We start from the raw sequence: 21,346 nt of genomic DNA on the forward strand, positions 1-21,346 counted from the left end.
TGCCAAGCTTAGCCAGCGTTTAGTCAAATGATTGAAAATAAGTCCTAAATCCATCAGCCAGAGCCTCAAATACCCGCACACATGGCTGACTGTTACGCAGGTCTTCATGCATGGTGACCCATACATCCATCTTTAGCTGAAAGGCTTCGGCTAAAACAGGCACCAATTTATCATCACCTTTTGCCAAAATCGCCTGACAGATCCCGATGCCAGCTCCTGCACGAATCAACGCTAATTGTGCGAGATCACTGTCACAACTAAAAGCGAAGTTTTCTCGGTCAAGCTCTGGCGGTAAACTTTTAGTCAATTTACGAATAAAATCACTCAATGAATCAAAACCAATAATGGCATGTTGGGCGAGCGCCTCCACACTCTCCGGGTAGCCAAAGCGCTCAAGATAGGCAGGGCTTGCATGTAAAGCTAATACAGAGTGGCCCACTCTACGAGCAACCAGTTGAGTTTGCTTTGGTCGAAACATACGAATCGCAATATCAGCTTCGCGATGCAGTAAGTCTTGTGCTTGGCTCGATAATACCAACTCCAATTTTAAGCCTGGGTACTGCTGCTGTAGTGGTGTAATAATATCCGGCAATAAGGCAACCCCCACCACCTCACTGGCGGTAATTCGAACCACGCCACCTAGCTCCTGCTGTTGACCTGTAGCAACTCGCTCTATTGCTGCAGCGGTGCTCGCCATCACTTCCACCTGGCCGCGTAGTGCTTTGGCTGCATCGGTAGCCAATAATCCGTCCGGAGAACGGATAAACAAGCTAAGTTCCAGTGCCTTCTCAAGAGCGGCAATATGCCGACCGATGGTGGGTTGAGTGGAGTTTAATGCTCTCGCTGCTGCCGATAAGGAGCCCTGCTGTAATACAGCGAGAAATGAACGATAGAGTTCCCAGTCAATGTTGCCACTATACATAAATGCATACCTGATCGTTTGTTTTGCTCAATTTCATTTAGCTAACAATAATACTATGCTCTCCCCATCAAATGAATAGAGGTTCAAAACAATGACAAATCAAGCAAAAGTATTAGTGCTCGGCTCAACCGGGGGGATTGGTGGGGAGCTCACTCGACAACTACTTCACGCCAACTGGCAAGTGTGTGCCATGACCAGAAACTTAAGCCGCGCCAAGCAATCACAAGCAGGGGTCCAGTGGATGAAAGGTGACGCACTGAATGCAAGCCAAGTCGAAGCTGCAGCCCAAGGCTGTGACGTGATCATTCATGCGGTAAACCCTCCTGGTTATAAAAACTGGGAAAAATGGGTACTCCCAATGTTAGACAATACCATTGCCGCAGCAAGAAAAATTGGCGCAACCATCGTATTGCCCGGCACCGTTTATAATTTTGGCCCAGAAGTATCTTTACAAATTGATGAAAACACACCGCAGCACCCGCAAACGCGTAAGGGGCGGATCAGAGTCCAACTAGAACAGCGTTTATTCAACTATGCACAAAATGGCGGTCGAGTCATCATTGTTCGCGCTGGAGATTTTTTTGGTGGCCAGCCGGGTAACAACTGGTTTTCCCAAGGACTCATCAAACCTGGCCAAGCGGTAAGCACAATCAATAATCCAAGCCAAAAGGGAACTGCCCATCAATGGTCTTATATACCTGATGTTGCCCAAGTGATGCGACAACTATTAGAGCGTCGCCACCAACTTGAAGCCTTCGCAGTATATCATATGGCTGGACACTGGGACGCCAACGGCCGCCAAATGGTGGAGACCATTCGCGATGTAGTTCTTCAACATAGTGGTAAAACAGCCAATATCCGCAGCTTTCCTTGGGGAGTAGTCAAGCTTATTAGTCCTTTTAATGCCACCATGAGAGAACTACTAGAAATGCGCTATTTATGGCAACGGCCACTTCAGATGAATAATAGCAAACTGCTCGCAGAGCTCGGTGAAGAAGCTCATACACCACTAGCCTTAGCGGTAGAACAGACTCTCATTGGCTTGCAATGTTTACCTGCCGCCGCTCCAACTTAAGGAGTGTTCATTGAACAAGGCTGTCAAAGTTATCCGAGACCGAGTTATTCGAGACAGCCATCTTAAGGCTTATATTCATCCGCCACAAAGTTATCCAAGACAGCCATCTTAAGGCTTATATTCATCCGCCACCATCAAGCGATATAAATCATCTCTCATCCGCATAAAAGCAGCCTGATGCTGAAAATTGCAATCTTAATACACGTTTTTACGACGAAAATCTGCAACAAGCGAGACGGAAGACACAGCTAGCCTAGATAACCTGAATCACTCGCGAGTCAATGAAATTTAACCTGTAAGTTCTTAACCTAGATCCAGCCAGCGCTTGGCAGCTGCCATGCCTTTAATTCGTTGTTGATTGTGCTCTCGCTTATAGCGTTCTAGTGAATGCCCAGCCCCAACCACGCTGGCGAAGTGATGCTCTAAACCAGTGCTCAAGGCTAACCAGCTTTCTTCATCGATTTGTAAGCGCTGTAAAATGGGCGCTTGTGCATCATCGATATAACCGCGTTTATCTTCTCTGATAACGCGGCCGGTAAGTTCCACCAGTTGCAGGTAGTCTTGTAACTCGAAAGGCAAGCCTTTAGGCATGGTTTCTCTGGGGTTACCGACAAAAGGCATTAGCTGCTTGGGTTGCTGACCTTGTTTGGCTTGCTGAATGCGCTGTTTGATACTGGTGTGGTCCGAGGTTTCAGGCGTGCTCGCTATATTTGAGCGAACCGGGTTTAAATCCACATAGGCCATACACGCTGCTAGGGCTGCTTCATCTAAAAGCGCTTGAGATTTAAAACGCCCCTCCCAAAAACGACCGGTACATTGGTCTTCTTTATTGGCAGCTCGAGCAATGTATTCATTCAAATGGCGCATAAACCAGCTTAAATCAAAAAGGCGAGTCCGATAGACTTCTACTGTTGCACTGATAGCCTGTAGTTGCACCTCACTTAACTTCGGACGTAACTCAGAATTAAGATACATTTGAGTCAGTAAGGTGCCTTGGTGCAAACAATGCCAGCGTTCTAAGACTTCATCCATGGACCAGGCTTCGGCTTTGGCCTTATCGATGTGCAATACCACATGGGTATGATTGCTCATAACTGCATAAGCACAGACATCAATGGCAAACACCGCAGTAAGTTGCAATAAATAGTCTTCCACCCACTGGCGTCGGTGCTCATAACTCTTGCCCGTTTGCTTATCTTCGCCACATAAAAAAGCCCGCCGAACACAGCGGGAAACACAGTGATAATAAGATGTATCCGATAAGCTCACTTGCGACTGTCTTGACCGAGGCATGGCAATAACTCCAAAAAAAACACTATTGATAGTTTAGGCTATTACCGAGATCTGGCTAGTTGAGATGGCTGTCTAGTTATTTGCTCCAAGACTTCATCCATGGACCAGGCTTCGGCTTTGGCCTTATCGATGTGCAATACCACATGGGTATGATTGCTCATGACAGCATAGGCACAGACATCAATGGCAAAAACCGCAGTAAGTTGCAATAAATAGTCTTCCACCCACTGGCGTCGGTGCTCATAACTCTTGCCCGTTTGCTTATCTTCGCCACATAAAAAAGCCCGCCGTACACAGCGGGAAACACAGTGATAATAAGGTGTATCCGATAAGCTCACTTGCGACTGTCTTGACCGAGGCATGGCAATAACTCCAAAAAAATACTATTGATAGTTTAGACTATTACCGAGATCTGGCTAGTTGAGATGGCTGTCTAGTTATTTGCTACTATTGATAGTTTAGGCTATTACCGAGATCTGGCTAGTTGAGATGGCTGTCTAGTTATTTTTATTTGCTCCGATCGCCGGATATATGTCAGCGAACCGATCTTCAATCAGGAGTTGCAAAACACGGGGTGTCCATAAATATCTCAATAATTCTTTTAACTGGCTGTTACTCAAGAACTTTTACGCCTTCCATTTGTGAAATAGTAATATATATGCTCGGCTCTAAAGCCAATACCGAATGATCTGTACTCGCGCTAATAAGAACAAAATCATTTGCGGCATAAATTTCTGAGTTGATTTGTAAACGGCCTTCAAGAACATATATTTGTTCCCAGCCAGGATGATTGTGCAACGGCAGCTCTGCATGAGCTTCAAATTTGAGTATTGCCGTTCTACCATTTTCAGTTTTCTCTGATAACCAAAAAAATTCAACACCAGAAAATGGAGTTTTTGACCATTTTATATTTTCGTTCATACGAGGGCTTATCATATATTTTCCTTACATAATTATTAGTGGATATAAGAGGATGGTAAGACAGAAAAAATACCTAGAATTTATAAAATTTGATTGCCTTTGAAGGCTTTGTAAGTTAACGCTGCCTTCTAGCGAACACCTCATAATTTCTAGTAAATTCAATACAGCAGACGCACACCCGTTGTTTAATCTAATTAATTTCGTCAAAACAAATTCTATCTAAGCCTACACGGAGGCAGTCAGGATGCGCGAAATTCAAATCCTACACCAAATGCTTATTGAGCTAGGGCGGAATTGTGTGGTAACTCGATACAGCAGCCAACAAACGATGAGGCATTAGAGCAATCTGTCGGTTCGGCCCACAACCAGATGTAAGCACTGACAGGCTAAGTGCTGAGGAATCCACTTAATCACTAAAAGGCAAGCTCAACTGTGCCGACTCAGTTTGCTGCTCGTAAGCTAAACCAATATGTAAGCCAACTAAACGCACCGCTTTGCCCTTACCGCGCGCAAAGGCTTGATGAAACAGCTCCACTAAGGTTGATTCATCAATCTGTTGGCACTGCTGCTCCTTGGTAGTTTGCTGAAAATCGGCGAATTTTACTTTTACCCCTAACTTATTCATCTTGGCCTGTCGTAAATGTTGCTCGCTACGCCGCCGTAACTCGGGTAACAAAGCCAGTAAACGCTCAACGACTAAGCTTTTATCTCGCTCATCTTGGGCAAAAGTTCGTTCTACCGCCACCGACTTACGTTTACGGTCATTACTTACGGCTCGCTCATCGATCCCTTGACAACGCAACCATAACATCTCACCAAACTTACCAAACAAAGTCTGCAGTTTATCGCGTTTGGCACGACGAATATCTCCGCCAGTATATAAGCCATGGTGATGCAGCTTTTCAATACTCACCTTACCAACACCCGATATTTTCTCTAGGGCGAGTGTTTCAATAAATGCCGAAACCTGCTCGGGTTTAATCACATATAGTCCGTTAGGCTTATTCAGGTCGGACGCGATTTTTGCCAAAAATTTGACCGGCGCTACACCAGCCGAAGCGGTTAATCCGGTGCAGTTATAGATATCTTGGCGGATTTGCTCAGCAATTAGAGTCGCCGAACCATGACAAGCCTCACACGCACTCACATCAAGATAAGCTTCATCGAGGGATAAAGGTTCGATCACTTGAGTATAAGTGGCAAAAATAGCCTGTACTTGCCGGCTGACCTCTCGGTACAAACTCAGCCGCGGCGGCACTAAAACCAATTGGGGACACAGTTGTAGCGCTCTATGGGTTGGCATTGCAGAGCGAATACCATATTGACGGGCCAGATAATTACAGGTTGTTAATACGCCTCGACCGCTACTCAAACCACCTACGGCTAAAGGAAGGTTCGCGAATTCGGGTTGCTCACGCATTTCCACCGCAGCATAGAAACAATCCATATCCACATGAATGATTTTACGATTCATTAAAGTCATAAGTAAGCAAATACGCCACAACAACTGTATATAAAAACAGTATAGTTATGCGTTTACCAAATACAAGCCTTTCCTCATAAGAAATCGCTCATCAGGGTAATTTGAGCTAGCCTCGATGCACCACCTTAAGTAAGATTAAAATTATGAGCAAAGAATAATAAGGCATTATTGTGAGTCAAGCGCAGATCAGCCAGTTAAGCATTTACCCCATAAAATCAACCTTAGGGATTGATTTAAATCACGCTTACGTAGAAGAACATGGCCTAGCATTCGACCGACGTTTTGTGGTTTGCTTACCCGATGGCAAACAACTAACCGCCAGAACTCACCCCAAGTTAGCGCAAATCCACAGTGTTTTACGGCCTGAAGGCTTATATCTGGAAGCCCCTAACATGGCAGGGGTAAACATTAAATACACCGATTTTTCAGATCATTATATTCCAGTAAAGCTTTGGCAGGATACGGTTCAAGCACAACATTGCCATAATGATTACGATCATTGGTTTAGCCAATATTTAGGGGAAAACTGCCACCTAGTATTTTTTGGGGAACAATCTCAGCGTATGGTCAAAAAGCGGGATAGTCAGGTCGCTTTCGCCGACGCCTATCCCCTATTGTTAGTGTCTGAAGCCTCATTAGAAGATCTCAATTCACGCAGCCCAACGCAACATAATATGGCTCAATTTAGGCCCAACCTAGTGGTCACAAACACTGCTGCATTTGCCGAAGATGGCTGGAAACGTTTTCGTATTGGAGAAGTAGAATTTGAGGTGCAAAACCCTTGTTCGCGCTGTATTTTTACAACCCTCGATCAAGCCCGTGGAGAGTTTCATCCGCAAAAAGAACCACTATCAACACTCGCTAAGTATCGTAAGGGTAACGATGGAAACGTTTATTTCGGACAAAATGTGGTGGCACTCAATCATGGTAAGATCAGTCTATATGACACCATAGAAGTACTAGAAACCAAGACGCCAGAACATTATCCCGAGCAAATCAAAAAAACACAATCCAGCCCAACAGTGACTACAAATTGGCAAGCGGGACAAAGCCGCTTACTCAAGTGTATTGCAATACGCGAAGAAACTCATGATGTAAAAACTTTCATTTTGGAGGCTCCAGAGGGCAACATCTGCCATTATCAAGCAGGCCAATATATAGGCATTGAGCTGGAGATAGACGGCAGCCCAGTACACCGAAATTATACGCTGTCGAGTTCTCCTAGTCGCCCCTTAAGCTTAGCAATAACCGTTAAGCGGGTTTCCAACGGACTGGCATCAAATTGGTTACATGACTACTTGAAGCCAGGTATGCAACTCAAAGCCTTAGCCCCTGCGGGCGACTTTCATTTACCCGCCAGCCCAAGCAACAAATTATTACTGCTGTCAGCTGGCAGCGGCATCACCCCGATGCTGTCGATGCTGCGCTACCTGAGTGACATCAACAGCCAGCTAGATGTGGTGTTTCTACACAGTGCACATAGCGAACAAGATCTGATCGCTCGAGCCGAACTAGAAGTGCTCGCTCAACAAATGCCACACTGCAGTATTCGTTATAGTTTAAGCCAATCCGCTCAAAGCACTTGGCAAGGCTATCAGGGCAGACTCAATCGCGGGATGTTACTCGATATTGAAGATTTAGAACTACGCTCGGTATTTGTCTGTGGTCCACAGGGCTTTATGGACAGCGCAAAACAGCAGTTGCTCGCCTTAGGGGTGCATCCCGACGATTATTTTTCTGAAAGCTTTGGCCACCAGATCAGCGACTCGGTGGTGAGTAAGAGCATTAATATTCTGTTTGATAGTTGGGATAGTCACGTTCAAGGTAATAATCAACAAAGTATCTTAGAACAAGCGGAACAGGCCGGGCTAAATTTAAACTATTCCTGCCGCGGTGGATTTTGTGGTGCCTGTAAAGTCAAACTAGAAAGTGGTGAAGTCAGCATCCTCGAAGACAGTGGTTTAAACGATGAAGAGAAGCAACAAGGCTACATCCTGAGCTGTAGTTGTATTCCACAAACAGACTTATGTATTACCCAAGCGTAATGTTACGCTAGTTTAGATTTATTTAATTTGTAGTCATTAATAATAGGAAGAATAAATGAAGTTTCTACACACCATGGTAAGAGTAAAAGATCTCGATCAATCCATGAATTTTTACTGCAATTTATTGGGCATGAGCGAAGTCCGCCGTTATGAGAGTGACCAAGGCAGATTCAGTTTAATCTATCTCAGTTGTGATGAAGATATTGAACGAGTCAAAACCGAAGATTCCCCATGTTTGGAACTCACTTATAACTGGCCTGATGAAAATGGCCAATCAGAAACCTACACCGGCGGACGTAATTTCGGACACATTGCCGTATCGGTAGAAAATATCTATGCGCTATGCGACAAATTACAAAAAGCTGGCGTCATCATCAATCGTCCACCTCGTGATGGTCACATGGCCTTTGTCGTATCTCCCGATGGTATTTCAGTGGAGTTACTACAACAAGGTGAATCGCTAGCTGCGCAAGAACCTTGGGCTTCGATGGGCAATACCGGAAGCTGGTAAGCCTGCAAAAAAGTGAGTTTTTTACTCAACATATTTAGTGAGGGGAACGGCCATGCTAAGCCATTTCCCTCACTAAATTATTCAGCGAATAAATAAGCGATAGCTATAATGTACAAGGTGTTGATAAAATAAGCACAAATGGTTTACAAATTAATAAAACACTAACTATGGATGATAGTGACCCGAAAATTGTCGAATTACGTCGGCAAAACCAGCAATTGCGTGAGCAACTCAACGAGAACATCAATTTACTTAATATTGTATTGAACGATAGTGGCTTAGTGCTTTGGGAACAACACATTCCCAGTGGGCGGCTCAGTCTGTATAACTCCGAATACGGTAAAATTTGTGGTCTTTCCGCCAATGAGCAAAAAGCCTACTATAAAAATTGGCAATCCAACCTACATCCCGATGATAAAGATTTTGCGATCAAGGCTTTTGAAGCCTTGATCGCTGGCGAAACAGACGAATACGATGTCGAGTATAAAATGCTGCATAAAGACGGTTCAATTCGCTGGGTGAAAGATCGAGGAACCATTCAAGACTATGATGAAAACGGCCATCCCCTGCGTGTTCTGGGGACACACAGCGATATTACTCAACAACGAATCGCTCACCAACGCTTAGCCAAACTGGCCCATCATGATCCCTTAACCGGACTTCTCAATCGGCATGCCTTTCGAAATCAATTCGAACAATATTGTCAAAACATCGGAGCTGAAGGCGGCACTTTGATGTTCATTGATTTAGATAAGTTTAAACCGGTTAATGACCGCTATGGGCATACTGTCGGTGACCGGATCTTAAAATGCTGCGCCGAACGGATCCAACAACATTGCCCAGAACAAGGGCAATGTGGACGAATTGGAGGAGATGAATTTGCCCTATTGATCCCCTTCAGTGAAGTGAGCCAACTGAAACAATTATCTAAGCGTTTACTCGACGCTTTTACACCAGCCATTGGCTACCAACAGATCTCGGTCGCGGTGACCATCAGTATTGGAATGTGTCGCTTTCACCGCCACGATGAACAATTTGAACAAACCCTACATCGCGCCGACCAAGCCATGTATCAAGTCAAAGATGAGGGTAAAAACAACTTTCACTTATGGGGGTTTAATTCTGAGGCGTAAAGCTTTTTATCCATCGTCGTAAGGGAACCCTGCGCATAGACAACAAAACAAAGGTCAAACCTAAATATATAATGGGCTCAATCCATCCAGACTTCAAAGACCACCAAAAATGAATGATTATCGCCAATGTAACGGGATAGATAAATCCGTGAAGTTGCAACCAGACTCGGCCCAGTTTTTGTTGTATGCGCTTAAATGAAGTCAGGCTTTGAGCCAACAATAATATAAAGGCAAACATACCAAACCATATATAGGGCCGATCCAATACTTCTTGTCCAAACAAGGCCCAATCTAAGCCTAAGTCAAACACCAAATAAGCGAGCATGTGTAACAGCGAATAAAAGAATACATATAGGCCCACTAAACGCCTAAAAGCAAACAACACGGGTAAACGAAAACGCCGAGCAAAGGGGGCTAAACACAGCGTAATCAGGAGTATATTCAGCGCTACATTAGCCAAATAGTGGATCAGGGCTTTGACCGGATCGCCCCCCCACCAGCCATCACTAACCGCTAAAAAACAATAAAGCAGTGGGCTTAACAACAATAAATGTAATAGCACCCGCACTTGCCATTGATGCTTAGCTAAATACTGATTAATTTTTTTACTCACACGTCTCTCACTAAAAATACTTATTTAAGTCCATGCCTTGATAGAGATGAGCGACCTGCTCACTATAACCATTAAACATTTCTGTTTTTATTCGTTTACGCCCTAACAAGCCCGTTGAATCAATCCGCCGTTCTGAAGCTTGACTCCAGCGCGGGTGGTCGGCCAGCGGATTCACATTGGCATAAAAACCATACTCATGAGGTGCAAGTCGATTCCAAGTGGTTGGTGGTTGAGTCTCAAGTAAATGGATTTTAACAATCGACTTAATACTCTTAAAACCGTATTTCCATGGCACAACCAAACGTAATGGCGCACCATTTTGTGCGGGTAGGGTTTTGCCGTACATACCTACAGCCATAAACGTGAGTGGATTCGTCGCTTCGTCAATCCGCAAACCTTCAACGTAGGGATAACGGATCCCTCCGCCTGTAAACGAATTTTTCTGTCCCGGCATTTGCTCCGGATCATAAAGCGTTTCAAAGGCAACATAGCGAGCCGACGACAAGGGCTTCACCATTTTCAGCAGATCGGCCAACGAAAACCCCACCCAAGGGATGACCATCGACCAAGCTTCGACACAACGTAAGCGGTAAATCCGTTGTTCTAAAGCCATTTTTGCCATCAATTTATCTAAATCAAGCGTGAGTTCTTGCTCTACCTCTCCGGTAATTTTAATCGTCCATGGCGAAGGATTAAAGCTGCGGCTATTCTTCGCCGGATCATTTTTACCAGTACCAAACTCATAAAAATTATTATGGCTAGTGGCAGTCGACTCTGGGGTTAGCACATCTTGATGGATCGGTGGAATGTCAATTTTGTTCAATGCTCGACGAACCAATGCCACTGGCTCGGGGTCGTCAGCACTAAACCAAGATGCGCCTGCTACACTCGTAGGCAAGGCCGCACCAGCGCCAATAAAACCTAAACCTTTCATAATATTACGGCGCTGTTTAAATAAAGACTCGGGCGTCACCGCCGACTCTGCTTCTTCCCAATCACGCTTCATTTTAAACCACATAGCATCTCCTTTTTCTATCAGACCTCGCTTGCGGTAAAAAAATTTCACGAGGCTTAATTTTTACTGGCGATCCGCTTGATGTGCTGATATTCCCCGAACACGGGTAAATCAGTGAGGTAACGGCGCAACATGTCCATCGCAACCGCAGTCGCCATCACCCGCACCACCGAGCGACTCCGATTACTAAGCAATAGTTGCTGGCTAATACAACGGTCGCCCTCCGCGAGGCTAAAACAAACGGTACCGACCGGTTTTTGCTCACTACCACCATCCGGACCCGCGATCCCAGTAATTGATAAGGCAATATTGGCGGCACTATTGGCGAGCGCACCGAAAGCCATCGCTTGACTGGTTTCCATGGACACCGCGCCATATTGTTCAAGTAGTGCCTCGGGAACCCCAATGCTTTGTTGCTTCGCTAGATTGCTATAGGTCACAAAGCCACGATCTAAGTAAGCTGAACTCCCCGCTACAGCCACTAGTTCGGCAGCTAACATGCCACCTGTGCAAGATTCAGCTAAAACTAACTTTTTCCCCGCTGCAACCATCAATTGCTGAAGATGCAGGGCCCAATTGCCTTGATCTTCAGTAAAAATATGTGCTGCAAGTTGCGCTCGCAATAATTGGCTCAAGCGCTCAAATTCAGCGTCTTGGCGAGGATAAAACAGCTTCACCTCAATACTGGGTCGTGATGAACGGTAGCCTAAACGTGCTTCGGGCGGTAACTCTAGGGGATCAAAACGGTCACTCAATGAAGACTCTGATAAACCGAAAGTATAAAAACGTTTCACTTCACCATTCGATTCTGGCACAGCAGCTTGCAAACGCGGAAACCACTGCTGCTTGACCATTTTCTTGAATTCACTCGGCACGCCAGGTGTAAACAGCAACTGAGCACCAGCATGTTGTACGATAAAACCACTGGCGGTCCCAATGGGGTTATCGACTAATTCCGCCCCTTCCGGCAACATCGCTTGTTTAACATTACTTTCTGGCATCGCTATGTTTTGTAGTTGATACCACGCTTGCAACTGACTTAACCAGTGCTGATTTAACTGTAAGGGCTTACCGATCAGTTGCGCTGCAGCCTCGGCACTTAAATCGTCAGAAGTCGGTCCCAATCCCCCATTCACCAATACCCAATCACTGCGCAGGGCCGCCTGATGGAGGGCATCGACGATATCTTCAAGCTTATCCGCTACCGTTTGCCGACGGCTAAAACTCAAACCGATATCATTCAGCTCTTGACCACACCATGCAGCGTTAGTATCCGCGATATCGCCTTGGAGAACTTCATCGCCGGTACTGAGCATTTCTATTTTCATGATGACTTCCTTAATTAATTCATTGGCCTAGCGGTATTGTTGCTTATCACAGCCGCTGATTCAGCGTAAAAGGCTTTAATCGCGCCAATGAGTTGTTTTATATCTTGTTGATTCACATCAAGATGGGTCAAGAAACGGATCGGCGTCCCGGCGGTAACAAATATCCCCCGTTCGGCTAAATACTCTGCTAAGGCAAAGGATTGTTGGTGACGACAACGCGCATAAACCACATTGGTTTGCACCGAGTGTGCGTCACATTCTAATTCCTCAATTTGCGCCAGTTGTTCCGCCAACAATTGTGCATTAGCGTGATCCTCGGCTAAACGAGCGACATGATGCTCCAAAGCGTATTGGCCAGCGGCTGCAATAATGCCCGCTTGACGCATGCCACCCCCTAACATTTTTCGCAATCGCTTGGCGCGCTCGATTAAGCGTTTATCGCCAAGCAGTAACGAACCAATCGGCGCTCCCAAACCCTTCGATAAACAAATGGTAAAACTGTCGAAAGGCGCTACCAGCAGACGTTCATCGACACCGCTTTGAACCACGGCATTAAACAATCGAGCACCATCCAGGTGCAGCGCCAGCTGATGCTCTGCCACGAAGGAAGGTAAGCTAGCCAAATAATCCATCGGTAATACCCGCCCGCCAATGGTATTTTCCAAAGATAACAGGCGAGTTTGGGCAAAGTGAAAATCATCTTCTTTAATTGCCGCCTGAACCTTGTTGAGACACAGGCTTCCATCAGAACTATTTTCTATTGGCTGTGGCTGCACACTCCCAAGTACTGCGGCACCACCAGCTTCATATCTATAATTATGTGCACTCTGACCACAAATATACTCATCCCCTCGCTGGCAGTGCGCCATAATGGCCAACAGGTTGGCTTGAGTCCCCGAACTACAAAACAAGGCGGCTTCGGTTCCCATTCTCTCGGCAGCATAATCCTGCAAACGATTGACCGTAGGATCATCACCATATACGTCATCCCCCACTTCCGCTTGACTCATTAATAAACGCATTGCTTGCGTAGGACGGGTGACAGTATCACTTCTAAAATCACTCATGACTCAGCCTCTTGTTGATGTTCGATTAACCATTGCATCGGATCGGGGTAGCTAAATTGATAATTCAATACAGCCTTAATTCTATGGTTGTCGATCCGTTTATTACTGACTTCACCGGCGGTAAACGTGGGCGTAACCAGTCCCAACTGCTCAGCCGCTAGCTCATAAAACTCTTGTTTAGTTGGATGTAAATCACTACAGGCATTGAACTGCTCGCCCCAAATATCCCGCTGAATTAAAGCACCAATCAACGCGATACAGTCCTGACGATGGATCACATTCACCGGACTCTTTGCGCCACTCACAGTTTTCCCCGATAAAAATCGTCCAGGTTTACGCTGTCCGCCCAGTAAGCCAGAAAAACGCAGTACACTCGCTTGATAAGCGCGACTAGCAAATAACTTATCTTCAATATGGCTTAAGGCAATACCAGAACTGGTGGTCGGATGACGAGCCGTGTATTCATCTACGATTCCCTGTTGAGGCCCATAAACCGAAGTAGACGAGATAAAGAGGATCTTTTTAACGCCATGCTCTGTAGCGGCATCAAGTAACGCGGTGATTTGGGCGATATGGTAGTCTGCGGTATTTGTTTTACGCCCTGGAGGAATATTTATAATGAGCAAGTCACAAGCAAGCAACGCTGCAATATTATTTGACTGTAACTGCGGCGCTAAATCCAACTGATATGCTTCTATGCCTAGATGGCCAAGTGATTCCAGCTCTTCAAGCTTACGCCGAGACCCCAATACCCGATAGCCTTCGGCCAACAAAAACTGCGCTAAAGGTAAACCCAACCAACCGCAGCCCACTATACTAATTCGTTTGATCACTCACTGTCCTTTTAAGTTTAGCGGCAATTACACCCCATTCGCGAATGGGGGATCTATTTAGACCGAGGGGAAATAGATGAGAGCAAGCCGTTGATTGCTGGAATACTTTATTAAAAATAGAAAATAAACAACAAAACTAACATTCATTTTAACCAGCGTAAATCAATCGATAATGAATAGAGTTGCTATTCTATCAACCGAGCACAATATCTGAACAATCGATAGCGATTCAAATCATGTTAGACAAGGGGGATGATTGAGTGCGTTTATGCTAATTCTAAAGCAAAAACACTTAGGCCGAAGATTTCATTAAAATGGCCACGGAGTAAACTTGCGTCTTCGCTGTCATAAAAGTGATCTTGAGTTGTATTCGCCAACCGTAAAACGAAGGCAAAAAAAAACGACCCAAAAATTTAGGTCGTAACAGCAAGTTCTTAGAATTGTAGATAGCTAGAAATGCTAGTTAAATCAATCAATTCTATACAGCGGGAAAGTTTCAATTAAGTCATCTCAAACTCAATCTTCAAATGCGGCTAACAATTGCATCCGATGTGAAAACGATACCAGAAAAGCCTTTCATAGCAAAATAAAAAAAGGGCTAAGAACAGCCCTTGCTTAGAATGTTTGATTTAGATCACAGTTTATTGATTACGGAATCACGCACAATCAACTCTGGAATAAATTTAAGCCCGATAATATTAGGCTCAATTTCCTTGCCTTTCTTTTCCAAAATATCGATAGCTAACTGAGCGGCACGCTTGCCCATATCCTCAATAGGATAACGAACGGTGGTGAGCTTAGGATGAACAAAACGCGCATAGTGATTATCATCATAACCCACAACAGAGATTTGCCCGGGAATATCGAAGCCTTTATCACGTAAAGCCGATACGGCTCCAGCAACCATCGAGTCGTTATACCCCACGATGGCAGTAAAACTCATTCCTCGCTCTAATAATTGACTTACTGCTTGGCTCCCCCCAACTTCATCGGGGTAAGCTCGAGCAATCAGCTGCTCATCAATAGGTGCGGATATTTGTTCCATCGCTTGACGATAACCTGATAAACGCTCAACGCCATCGGTGAATGACAGATCATCGGTAGTAATAAAGGCAATATCTTTATGGCCTTTTTCTTGTAAATGGCGAGTCGACTTATACGTCCCCTCACTATTGTCCAAGTACACACAACGATTCTCGAAGCCAGGAACTAAACGGTTAATAAAAATAAACGGGGTCTTACAATCCGCAATTTCTCTTAACTCCTCATTACTTAATGCCATCGAATGAACAATAACTGCATCACACTGACGCTGTAATAATATATCGATCGCATGACGCTCTTTCTCTGCACTATGATGGCCCGACATAACAATGGTATATTTACCGGCCATATCAACAATTTCTTCTATACCCTTCATCATCTGCACAAAGAACGGGCCACCACCGAGATCACCCACCACTAAACCAATACAGTCGGAACGTTTGCTAACCAAGGCTTGGGCAAAACTATTTGGGCGATAATGAAGCTCTTCCATCGCTCGGAGAACGGCCTCTCGTTTCTCTGGTGCTACCTGAGCAGTATCGTTAATCACGCGAGATACGGTTGATATCGACACATTTGCCAACTGAGAAACATCTTTAATTGTGGCCAAATTACTTACCCTCTTATCGTCTGCAAAGCAGAATTAAACTTGAAAAACGATCTGGGTAAAACTATACCAAGACAGAGCAAAACTTGATAGTGAAACCGCGCCACAGAGTGTAAACTATAGTTTAAATTTAGATATCCGTTGCTGCTTCATGCAATGAGTTTTTTTACTTGTTGCATCAACTAATTAAGTAAGTTAATTATGTCATTTATTAGTAAGTTACGTTGTGCCTTAACCTTGGGTCAAGGAGTGTTGGTCTCGCTTCCTGAGCCGACTGGCAAAGAAGATCCCATAGAGCTATTTGGGGAATGGTTTAAACAAGCCAAAAAATCAGGAATTGTACTGCCTGAGTCAATGACAGTTTCGTCGGTAGGCGCTGATGGTCGTCCTTCGGCTAGAGTCGTATTGTTAAAAGAATTTGACGCAGAGGGCTTTGTTTTTTACACCAATTATTCGAGTAGAAAAGGACAGGAGTTAGAGCTTCATCCTCTCGCTTGTTTAACCTTTCATTGGAATATTTTACAACGCCAAGTTCGCATTGAAGGGCGTGTTGAAAGAGTCACTCAACAACAGTCCGAGCACTACTTCCATAGCCGCGGACGAGGCAGCCAAATTGGTGCTTGGGCCAGCCACCAAAGCCAAGTCATCGCAAACCGTAGTATTCTTGAAAAACAAGTCAGCAATTGCAAACAAGAGTTTGCAGATAAAGAGGTGCCACTGCCTGAGTTTTGGGGTGGCTACCGAGTCATTCCCGATACAATTGAGTTTTGGCAAGGTAAAGCCGATCGTCTGCATGACCGCTTCCGTTATAGTTGCGACGCCAAGGGCTGGAAAGCGGACCGCCTTAGCCCTTAGGCACACCATAGGAGTAACTTAACTCCTGTGGAGTAAGTAAAGATTGAAGCGGTTGCTTACGCCGATATTGATATACGACTTGATACGCCAATACGCTCTGTACGTAATGGCGTGTTTCTTTAAACGGAATCGACTCTATCCATACATCGGCAGGTACCTTGCCTGACTTGGCAAGCCAACGACTAACCCGTGTCGGGCCAGCATTATAAGCAGCGGCAGCCAAGATACGATTGCCTTGATAACGGTCAAGTAAACTGTCTAAATAGGCACTCCCCAAACGAATATTATCTTCCGGTTCAAATAGTTGACTTCGTGAACGATACTTAAAACCAATTTTTTTCGCGGTGTGTTTCGCAGTCGCTGGCATTAACTGCATCAAGCCACGTGCGCCAACCGAACTTTGTGCCAAAGGATACATCGCACTTTCTTGACGCGCTAAGGCGTACAATAAACTAGCTTCTACTTGGCGCTTATTCGCAAAATACTCAAACTCTTGAGCAAAACTCAAAGGAAAACGCATTTGCAGTTGATCCCATTGCTTTGCAATGATTGACGCCTGTACCGCCATGTCTTGCCAGTTATGACTAAGGGCCAGAGCCCCTAAATCTAACTGGCGCGATAACTTGGAGCGCCTTAATAAATGATCCCATTCGGAACGCGCCGAATAATACTCTTCTAGGGCCAATAGCTCTTTGACTTTGAGCACCACTGGATGCTGGTCGATTTGCTTAAGTTCAGCAGCGCTCATACGATGTTGCTGCTCTTGGAGTTGAAATGGCTTGTTTAAATATTGAGCAGCAAGAAAACCATGGTAACTTCGTTCTACGGAAAGTTTATCGAAGCTGGCCATAGCAAGCTCGGTTTGTCCCAAAGCAAGCATCGAGCGAGCCTGCCAGTAACGCCAACGCTCCTGCCGCTGAGTCGCTTCAGGTAATCGCGCTAACCATAGACTAATCTGCGCCCACTGTTGCTGCGCAATCGCTAAACGAACCCGCTGCTCAATACTATGGCTATCAGGATGTAAACGAAGCTGGCGGTCGGCCCACTTCAGCAAAACCGGAGTTGGCTGACCAATCACCTTGCGGACCAAACTTCGCTCACAGTTTAAATACAACTGATTTGACTGACTTAAGGGCTTCGCCCAACGCGTCAAATACCCCACAGCTGCAGCCAAATCACGCCTCGCCAACCTTTTTATTGCTAATAAGGCAATTTGCTGATGAGACCTCGATTGACTAATTTTAAGTTGTCCGGAGCTCAAAACAACAGCTGGCTGAGTATAGGCTTTCACCAATAACTTCACCTCTGGTTGATGTATTTTGGACTGAGATTTACCGAGATATTTTAATAAACTAATCTGCCGCGCTTGAAAAGCCAACAGCATCCGTTGCCAACGTAATTGATCGCTGATTTTAACCGCTTTTTGCCAATGGGTGAATAAAACGTCACAGGCCTTCGGTCTAGAACGACCGTGCAACCACAGTTTTTTGGCACCTTGCCATGCTTGAGGAGCATCTCCGGTTTTGTATAAGGCATAATAATAATGACATTGTAAGTCGATGCTATTCGGCAACTGAGGGTAAAATTCTAAATAACTTTGCCATTCTCCCCTTCTGGCAAGCTCTAACATAAAACGACGCTGCATCGCATTACTTAAATAAGACAATGAATTCGCGCCGATAAATTGTTCTACTTCGGCGCGACTAACAGTGCGGATCTGTCCTCGTAGCTGGTAATAACGTAGGTAATCAAACAAGGGGTAGTCTTTAAGTTGATTTAAAGATTGCTCTGCTTGTGTCCACTTCGCTGCGCGTTGCAATTGCCGCACGTCTTTATAGGCTTGCTGCTGCGGCGTTAATTGCCCTGCCTGAGCGAAGCCTAAGCCACTACAGAGCAGAAAAACACATAGTTGCCAAAACCACTGTGGCATAGTCTGTCACGCCTAATTGTTGCTACCATCAATCTTTAGATTAACGCAGCATCAATTAATCGGCGAGTATATTCTTGCTGAGGTTGGCAAAAAACTGCTTCAGTTGCGCCCTGCTCCACCACCTGCCCATATTGCATGACCATCACCCGATGACTTAGCGTACGAATAACCGCTAAGTCATGGCTAATAAATAAATAACTTAAATTGTATTTAAACTGTAACTGACGCAGCAATTCAAGCAATTGCTTTTGTACGGTTCGGTCGAGAGCAGATGTGGGTTCATCCAAAATTAGGACTTCTGGTTTCAGTACCAAAGCACGAGCCAAAGAAATACGTTGACGCTGCCCACCGGAAAATTCGTGAGGATAACGGTGCATCACATCTGGCGTGAGACCAACATCGAGCAACACTTCCGCAACGGCTTGCTTTAATTGCTGTTTGCTCAGGTCAAAATGCAAACTTAAACCTTCACCAATAATTTGCGCTACCGTCATTCGTGGACTCAAACTAGAGAACGGATCTTGAAAGACTATTTGCATAAAACGACGCAGCGGCTGCATCTGTTTAACACCATAAGCTTGAATGGCTTGCTGTTTGAAATAAATTTCACCTTGGCTGTCAATCAGACGCAGTACCGCCTGCGCTAAGGTACTTTTCCCTGAACCGCTTTCCCCAACAATACCTAAGGTTTCACCTCGCTTTAATTCAAAATCAACTAAGTTGACCGCTTTAATATGGTCGACGGTTCGCTGCCAAAAACCCTGTTTAATGGGAAACCATACCTTCAGTTGCGCAACCTTCAGTAAAGTTTCCGCCTGTGCATCACAGAGGCTTTGGCGAACCGGCTCAGAATCGAGCAAAGTTTTAGTATAGGCATGCTGAGGCGCCGCAAACAGCGCCGCGCAATCATTCACTTCAACCAGTTGGCCAGCTTGCATTACCGCCACACGATCGGCGTAACCACGGACCACATTTAAATCATGAGTGATCAGTAAAATCGCCATCCCTAGCTGTTGTTGCAACTGTTTAAGCAAATTTAAAATTTGCTGCTGAATAGTGACATCTAAGGCTGTTGTCGGCTCATCAGCGATTAACAGTTTTGGCTCGGTGGCCAGGGCCATTGCAATCATCACCCGCTGACGTTGCCCTCCCGACAATTGATGAGGAAAGCTAGCCAAACGTTTTTCCGGTTGTTCGATCCCCACTAAGTCGAGTAACTCTAAGACGCGCTGCTGCGCCTGCTGCTTATCCATACCACGATGAACATAGAGTACTTCACTAATTTGCTTCTCTACGCTATGCAAGGGGTTGAGCGAGGTTAAAGGTTCCTGAAAAATCATCGCAATTTGGTTACCTCGCAGCGCTTGCAGCGTCTTGCTTGGTTGATTTAACAAGGCTTGCTGCTGCAACCAAATTTGACCACTCACTTTGGCATTCCCGCCCAGTAAAGACAGAATCGACAAGGCGGTTACCGATTTGCCCGAGCCACTCTCACCGACCAGAGCTAAAGTTTCACCCTGCATCAACTCCAAGCTGACATCTTTAACCACTGGGTCAGGCAAACCAAAGCACACCGATAGCTGGTTAATTTCTAATAGTTTTTTCACAAGCCGCTACCTAAATACGCTTTCTGGGATCGAAGGCGTCACGCGCCGCTTCGCCAATAAACACCAACAAAATTAAAATAATCGACATCGATAGGAAAGCAGTAATACCGAGCCAAGGTGCCTGTAGGTTGTTTTTACCTTGGGCAACCATCTCTCCCAATGAAGGGGAACCTGGCGGTAAACCAAAACCTAGATAATCTAAACCAGTTAAGGCTGTCAGACCTCCAATGAAAATAAAAGGTAAAAATGTCAAAGTTGCAATCATCGCATTAGGTAAAATATGCCGTGCCATAATCGCTGGATCGCTTACCCCTAAGGCTCGAGCAGCTTTCACATATTCGAGGTTACGACCTCGAAGAAATTCAGCTCGAACCACGTCAACCAGACTCATCCAGCTAAATAACAATAAGATTGTAAGTAGCCACCAAAAACTCGGTTGAATGATGCTCGATAAAATAATGAGTAAAAACAACTGCGGCATCCCCGACCATATTTCGATAAAACGTTGACCCCAAAGGTCAACCCGCCCACCAAAATAACCTTGTATGGCGCCAACCGCGACGCCAATCACAGAGCTAGTAACTGCCAATACCAGCGCAAATAATACCGACAAGCGAAAACCGTAAAGTAAGCGAGCAAATACATCGCGTCCTTGATCGTCGGTGCCTAACCAGTTGTCAAATGTAGGGGGTGAGGGGGAAGGCACCGTCAAATTAAAATTAATGCTGTCGTAAGAAAACTTCACTGGAGGCCATAGCAACCATCCCCCTTGCTGCTCGATTAAACCTTGAATATAAGGATCGGAGTAATCCGCCTCAATATCTAAGTCTCCGCCAAACTGCAGCTCGCTATATTCGGTGATGATCGGCATCATCCACTGTTGCTGATAGGAAATCAGCAACGGTTTATCATTGGCAATAAACTCGGCAAACAAACTAATGAAGAACAGCAACAAAAATAAATAAAAACTCCAATAACCACGTCGATTCGCTTTAAATTGCAACCAACGGCGTTGGGTAATTGGGCTGGCCTTTACTCGCAGCCACTGCGCGACTAAGCCCATG

General features: G+C 45.2%; 18 protein-coding genes and 1 pseudogene. 5 read left to right on the forward strand and 14 right to left on the reverse strand.

The window, feature by feature from the left end:
- Window positions 1–19 precede the first annotated feature (19 nt).
- Entirely contained in the window at window positions 20–922 is a 903-nt protein-coding gene (locus ACRRSW_RS14395; protein WP_432459687.1) for a LysR family transcriptional regulator, read from the reverse strand.
- Between the two features lie 91 nt (window positions 923–1,013).
- Between ACRRSW_RS14395 and ACRRSW_RS14400 the strand changes: the two genes are divergently transcribed.
- Entirely contained in the window at window positions 1,014–1,997 is a 984-nt protein-coding gene (locus tag ACRRSW_RS14400; RefSeq protein ID WP_432459688.1) for an NAD(P)H-binding protein, read from the forward strand.
- Window positions 1,998–2,300: 303 nt separating this feature from the next.
- On the opposite strand, the gene ACRRSW_RS14405 is transcribed toward ACRRSW_RS14400, so the two are convergent.
- From ACRRSW_RS14405 to dinB, 4 genes and pseudogenes are all read right to left on the reverse strand, one after another.
- Complete coding sequence (locus tag ACRRSW_RS14405; protein ID WP_432459689.1) at window positions 2,301–3,290, reverse strand: transposase; 990 nt, start codon at window positions 3,288–3,290, stop codon at window positions 2,301–2,303.
- A gap of 80 nt (window positions 3,291–3,370) precedes the next feature.
- Window positions 3,371–3,652: pseudogene (locus ACRRSW_RS14410) on the reverse strand (transposase); the annotation flags it as partial.
- 250 nt (window positions 3,653–3,902) lie between these two features.
- The gene (locus tag ACRRSW_RS14415) at window positions 3,903–4,226 is read right to left on the reverse strand and encodes a cupin domain-containing protein (RefSeq protein ID WP_432459690.1); all 324 of its coding nucleotides are present in this window, start codon (window positions 4,224–4,226) and stop codon (window positions 3,903–3,905) included.
- A gap of 391 nt (window positions 4,227–4,617) precedes the next feature.
- Window positions 4,618–5,685: a DNA polymerase IV gene (dinB, locus tag ACRRSW_RS14420; RefSeq protein WP_432459691.1), complete on the reverse strand. Its 1,068-nt coding sequence runs from the start codon at window positions 5,683–5,685 to the stop codon at window positions 4,618–4,620.
- A 179-nt stretch (window positions 5,686–5,864) separates the two neighbouring features.
- On the opposite strand from dinB, the gene ACRRSW_RS14425 reads away from it, so the two are divergent.
- From ACRRSW_RS14425 to ACRRSW_RS14435, 3 genes are all read left to right on the forward strand, one after another.
- Window positions 5,865–7,739, forward strand: a complete 1,875-nt coding sequence (locus ACRRSW_RS14425; RefSeq protein ID WP_432459692.1) for an MOSC N-terminal beta barrel domain-containing protein — start codon at window positions 5,865–5,867, stop codon at window positions 7,737–7,739.
- 55 nt (window positions 7,740–7,794) lie between these two features.
- Window positions 7,795–8,250: a lactoylglutathione lyase gene (gloA, locus tag ACRRSW_RS14430; protein ID WP_432459693.1), complete on the forward strand. Its 456-nt coding sequence runs from the start codon at window positions 7,795–7,797 to the stop codon at window positions 8,248–8,250.
- A gap of 167 nt (window positions 8,251–8,417) precedes the next feature.
- Entirely contained in the window at window positions 8,418–9,383 is a 966-nt protein-coding gene (locus tag ACRRSW_RS14435) for a sensor domain-containing diguanylate cyclase (protein WP_432459694.1), read from the forward strand.
- On the opposite strand, the gene ACRRSW_RS14440 is transcribed toward ACRRSW_RS14435, so the two are convergent.
- The 6 genes from ACRRSW_RS14440 to ACRRSW_RS14465 all read right to left on the reverse strand — a co-directional run bounded on the left by ACRRSW_RS14440 (window position 9,367) and on the right by ACRRSW_RS14465 (window position 15,893).
- A complete protein-coding gene (locus ACRRSW_RS14440) occupies window positions 9,367–9,996 on the reverse strand; it encodes a protein-methionine-sulfoxide reductase heme-binding subunit MsrQ (protein ID WP_432452522.1) in 630 nt (209 codons plus the stop codon). The genes ACRRSW_RS14435 and ACRRSW_RS14440 overlap by 17 nt on opposite strands.
- Before the next feature lie 10 nt (window positions 9,997–10,006).
- On the reverse strand, window positions 10,007–11,014 hold the full coding sequence (gene msrP / locus ACRRSW_RS14445; protein WP_432452521.1) for a protein-methionine-sulfoxide reductase catalytic subunit MsrP: 1,008 nt from the start codon (window positions 11,012–11,014) through the stop codon (window positions 10,007–10,009).
- Between the two features lie 53 nt (window positions 11,015–11,067).
- Window positions 11,068–12,339 (reverse strand): CinA family nicotinamide mononucleotide deamidase-related protein, encoded by a 1,272-nt coding sequence (locus tag ACRRSW_RS14450; protein WP_432459695.1) that lies wholly within the window; start codon window positions 12,337–12,339, stop codon window positions 11,068–11,070.
- A gap of 14 nt (window positions 12,340–12,353) precedes the next feature.
- Window positions 12,354–13,406 (reverse strand): low-specificity L-threonine aldolase, encoded by a 1,053-nt coding sequence (ltaE, locus tag ACRRSW_RS14455; protein ID WP_432459697.1) that lies wholly within the window; start codon window positions 13,404–13,406, stop codon window positions 12,354–12,356.
- The gene (locus ACRRSW_RS14460; RefSeq protein WP_432459698.1) at window positions 13,403–14,239 is read right to left on the reverse strand and encodes an SDR family oxidoreductase; all 837 of its coding nucleotides are present in this window, start codon (window positions 14,237–14,239) and stop codon (window positions 13,403–13,405) included. Before ACRRSW_RS14460 ends, ltaE begins: the two co-directional genes overlap by 4 nt.
- Before the next feature lie 634 nt (window positions 14,240–14,873).
- Complete coding sequence (locus tag ACRRSW_RS14465) at window positions 14,874–15,893, reverse strand: LacI family DNA-binding transcriptional regulator (protein WP_432452517.1); 1,020 nt, start codon at window positions 15,891–15,893, stop codon at window positions 14,874–14,876.
- Between the two features lie 198 nt (window positions 15,894–16,091).
- Between ACRRSW_RS14465 and pdxH the strand changes: the two genes are divergently transcribed.
- Entirely contained in the window at window positions 16,092–16,745 is a 654-nt protein-coding gene (gene pdxH / locus ACRRSW_RS14470) for a pyridoxamine 5'-phosphate oxidase (RefSeq protein WP_432459700.1), read from the forward strand.
- On the opposite strand, the gene ACRRSW_RS14475 is transcribed toward pdxH, so the two are convergent.
- The 3 genes from ACRRSW_RS14475 to ACRRSW_RS14485 are packed head-to-tail and all read right to left on the reverse strand — an operon-like array spanning window position 16,735 to window position 21,345.
- On the reverse strand, window positions 16,735–18,675 hold the full coding sequence (locus ACRRSW_RS14475; protein WP_432459701.1) for a transglycosylase SLT domain-containing protein: 1,941 nt from the start codon (window positions 18,673–18,675) through the stop codon (window positions 16,735–16,737). The genes pdxH and ACRRSW_RS14475 overlap by 11 nt on opposite strands.
- A gap of 35 nt (window positions 18,676–18,710) precedes the next feature.
- A complete protein-coding gene (locus tag ACRRSW_RS14480) occupies window positions 18,711–20,282 on the reverse strand; it encodes an ABC transporter ATP-binding protein (protein ID WP_432459702.1) in 1,572 nt (523 codons plus the stop codon).
- Window positions 20,283–20,292: 10 nt separating this feature from the next.
- Window positions 20,293–21,345: an ABC transporter permease gene (locus ACRRSW_RS14485; RefSeq protein WP_432459703.1), complete on the reverse strand. Its 1,053-nt coding sequence runs from the start codon at window positions 21,343–21,345 to the stop codon at window positions 20,293–20,295.
- Between the last annotated feature and the right edge of the window lies 1 nt (window position 21,346).

This window comes from Agarivorans sp. QJM3NY_25 (assembly GCF_050870875.2).
Classification (GTDB): domain Bacteria; phylum Pseudomonadota; class Gammaproteobacteria; order Enterobacterales; family Celerinatantimonadaceae; genus Agarivorans.

Excerpts from the sequence above, each read along its gene's own strand:
- ACRRSW_RS14395 (WP_432459687.1), bottom strand. The coding sequence starts at position 922 with ATGTATAGTGGCAACATTGACTGGGAACTCTATCGTTCATTTCTCGCT.
- ACRRSW_RS14400 (WP_432459688.1), top strand. The coding sequence starts at position 1,014 with ATGACAAATCAAGCAAAAGTATTAGTGCTCGGCTCAACCGGGGGGATT.
- ACRRSW_RS14405 (WP_432459689.1), bottom strand. The coding sequence starts at position 3,290 with ATGCCTCGGTCAAGACAGTCGCAAGTGAGCTTATCGGATACATCTTAT.
- ACRRSW_RS14415 (WP_432459690.1), bottom strand. The coding sequence starts at position 4,226 with ATGATAAGCCCTCGTATGAACGAAAATATAAAATGGTCAAAAACTCCA.
- dinB (WP_432459691.1), bottom strand. The coding sequence starts at position 5,685 with ATGAATCGTAAAATCATTCATGTGGATATGGATTGTTTCTATGCTGCG.
- gloA (WP_432459693.1), top strand. The coding sequence starts at position 7,795 with ATGAAGTTTCTACACACCATGGTAAGAGTAAAAGATCTCGATCAATCC.
- ACRRSW_RS14435 (WP_432459694.1), top strand. The coding sequence starts at position 8,418 with ATGGATGATAGTGACCCGAAAATTGTCGAATTACGTCGGCAAAACCAG.
- msrP (WP_432452521.1), bottom strand. The coding sequence starts at position 11,014 with ATGTGGTTTAAAATGAAGCGTGATTGGGAAGAAGCAGAGTCGGCGGTG.
- ACRRSW_RS14450 (WP_432459695.1), bottom strand. The coding sequence starts at position 12,339 with ATGAAAATAGAAATGCTCAGTACCGGCGATGAAGTTCTCCAAGGCGAT.
- ltaE (WP_432459697.1), bottom strand. The coding sequence starts at position 13,406 with ATGAGTGATTTTAGAAGTGATACTGTCACCCGTCCTACGCAAGCAATG.
- pdxH (WP_432459700.1), top strand. The coding sequence starts at position 16,092 with ATGTCATTTATTAGTAAGTTACGTTGTGCCTTAACCTTGGGTCAAGGA.
- ACRRSW_RS14475 (WP_432459701.1), bottom strand. The coding sequence starts at position 18,675 with ATGCCACAGTGGTTTTGGCAACTATGTGTTTTTCTGCTCTGTAGTGGC.
- ACRRSW_RS14485 (WP_432459703.1), bottom strand. The coding sequence starts at position 21,345 with ATGGGCTTAGTCGCGCAGTGGCTGCGAGTAAAGGCCAGCCCAATTACC.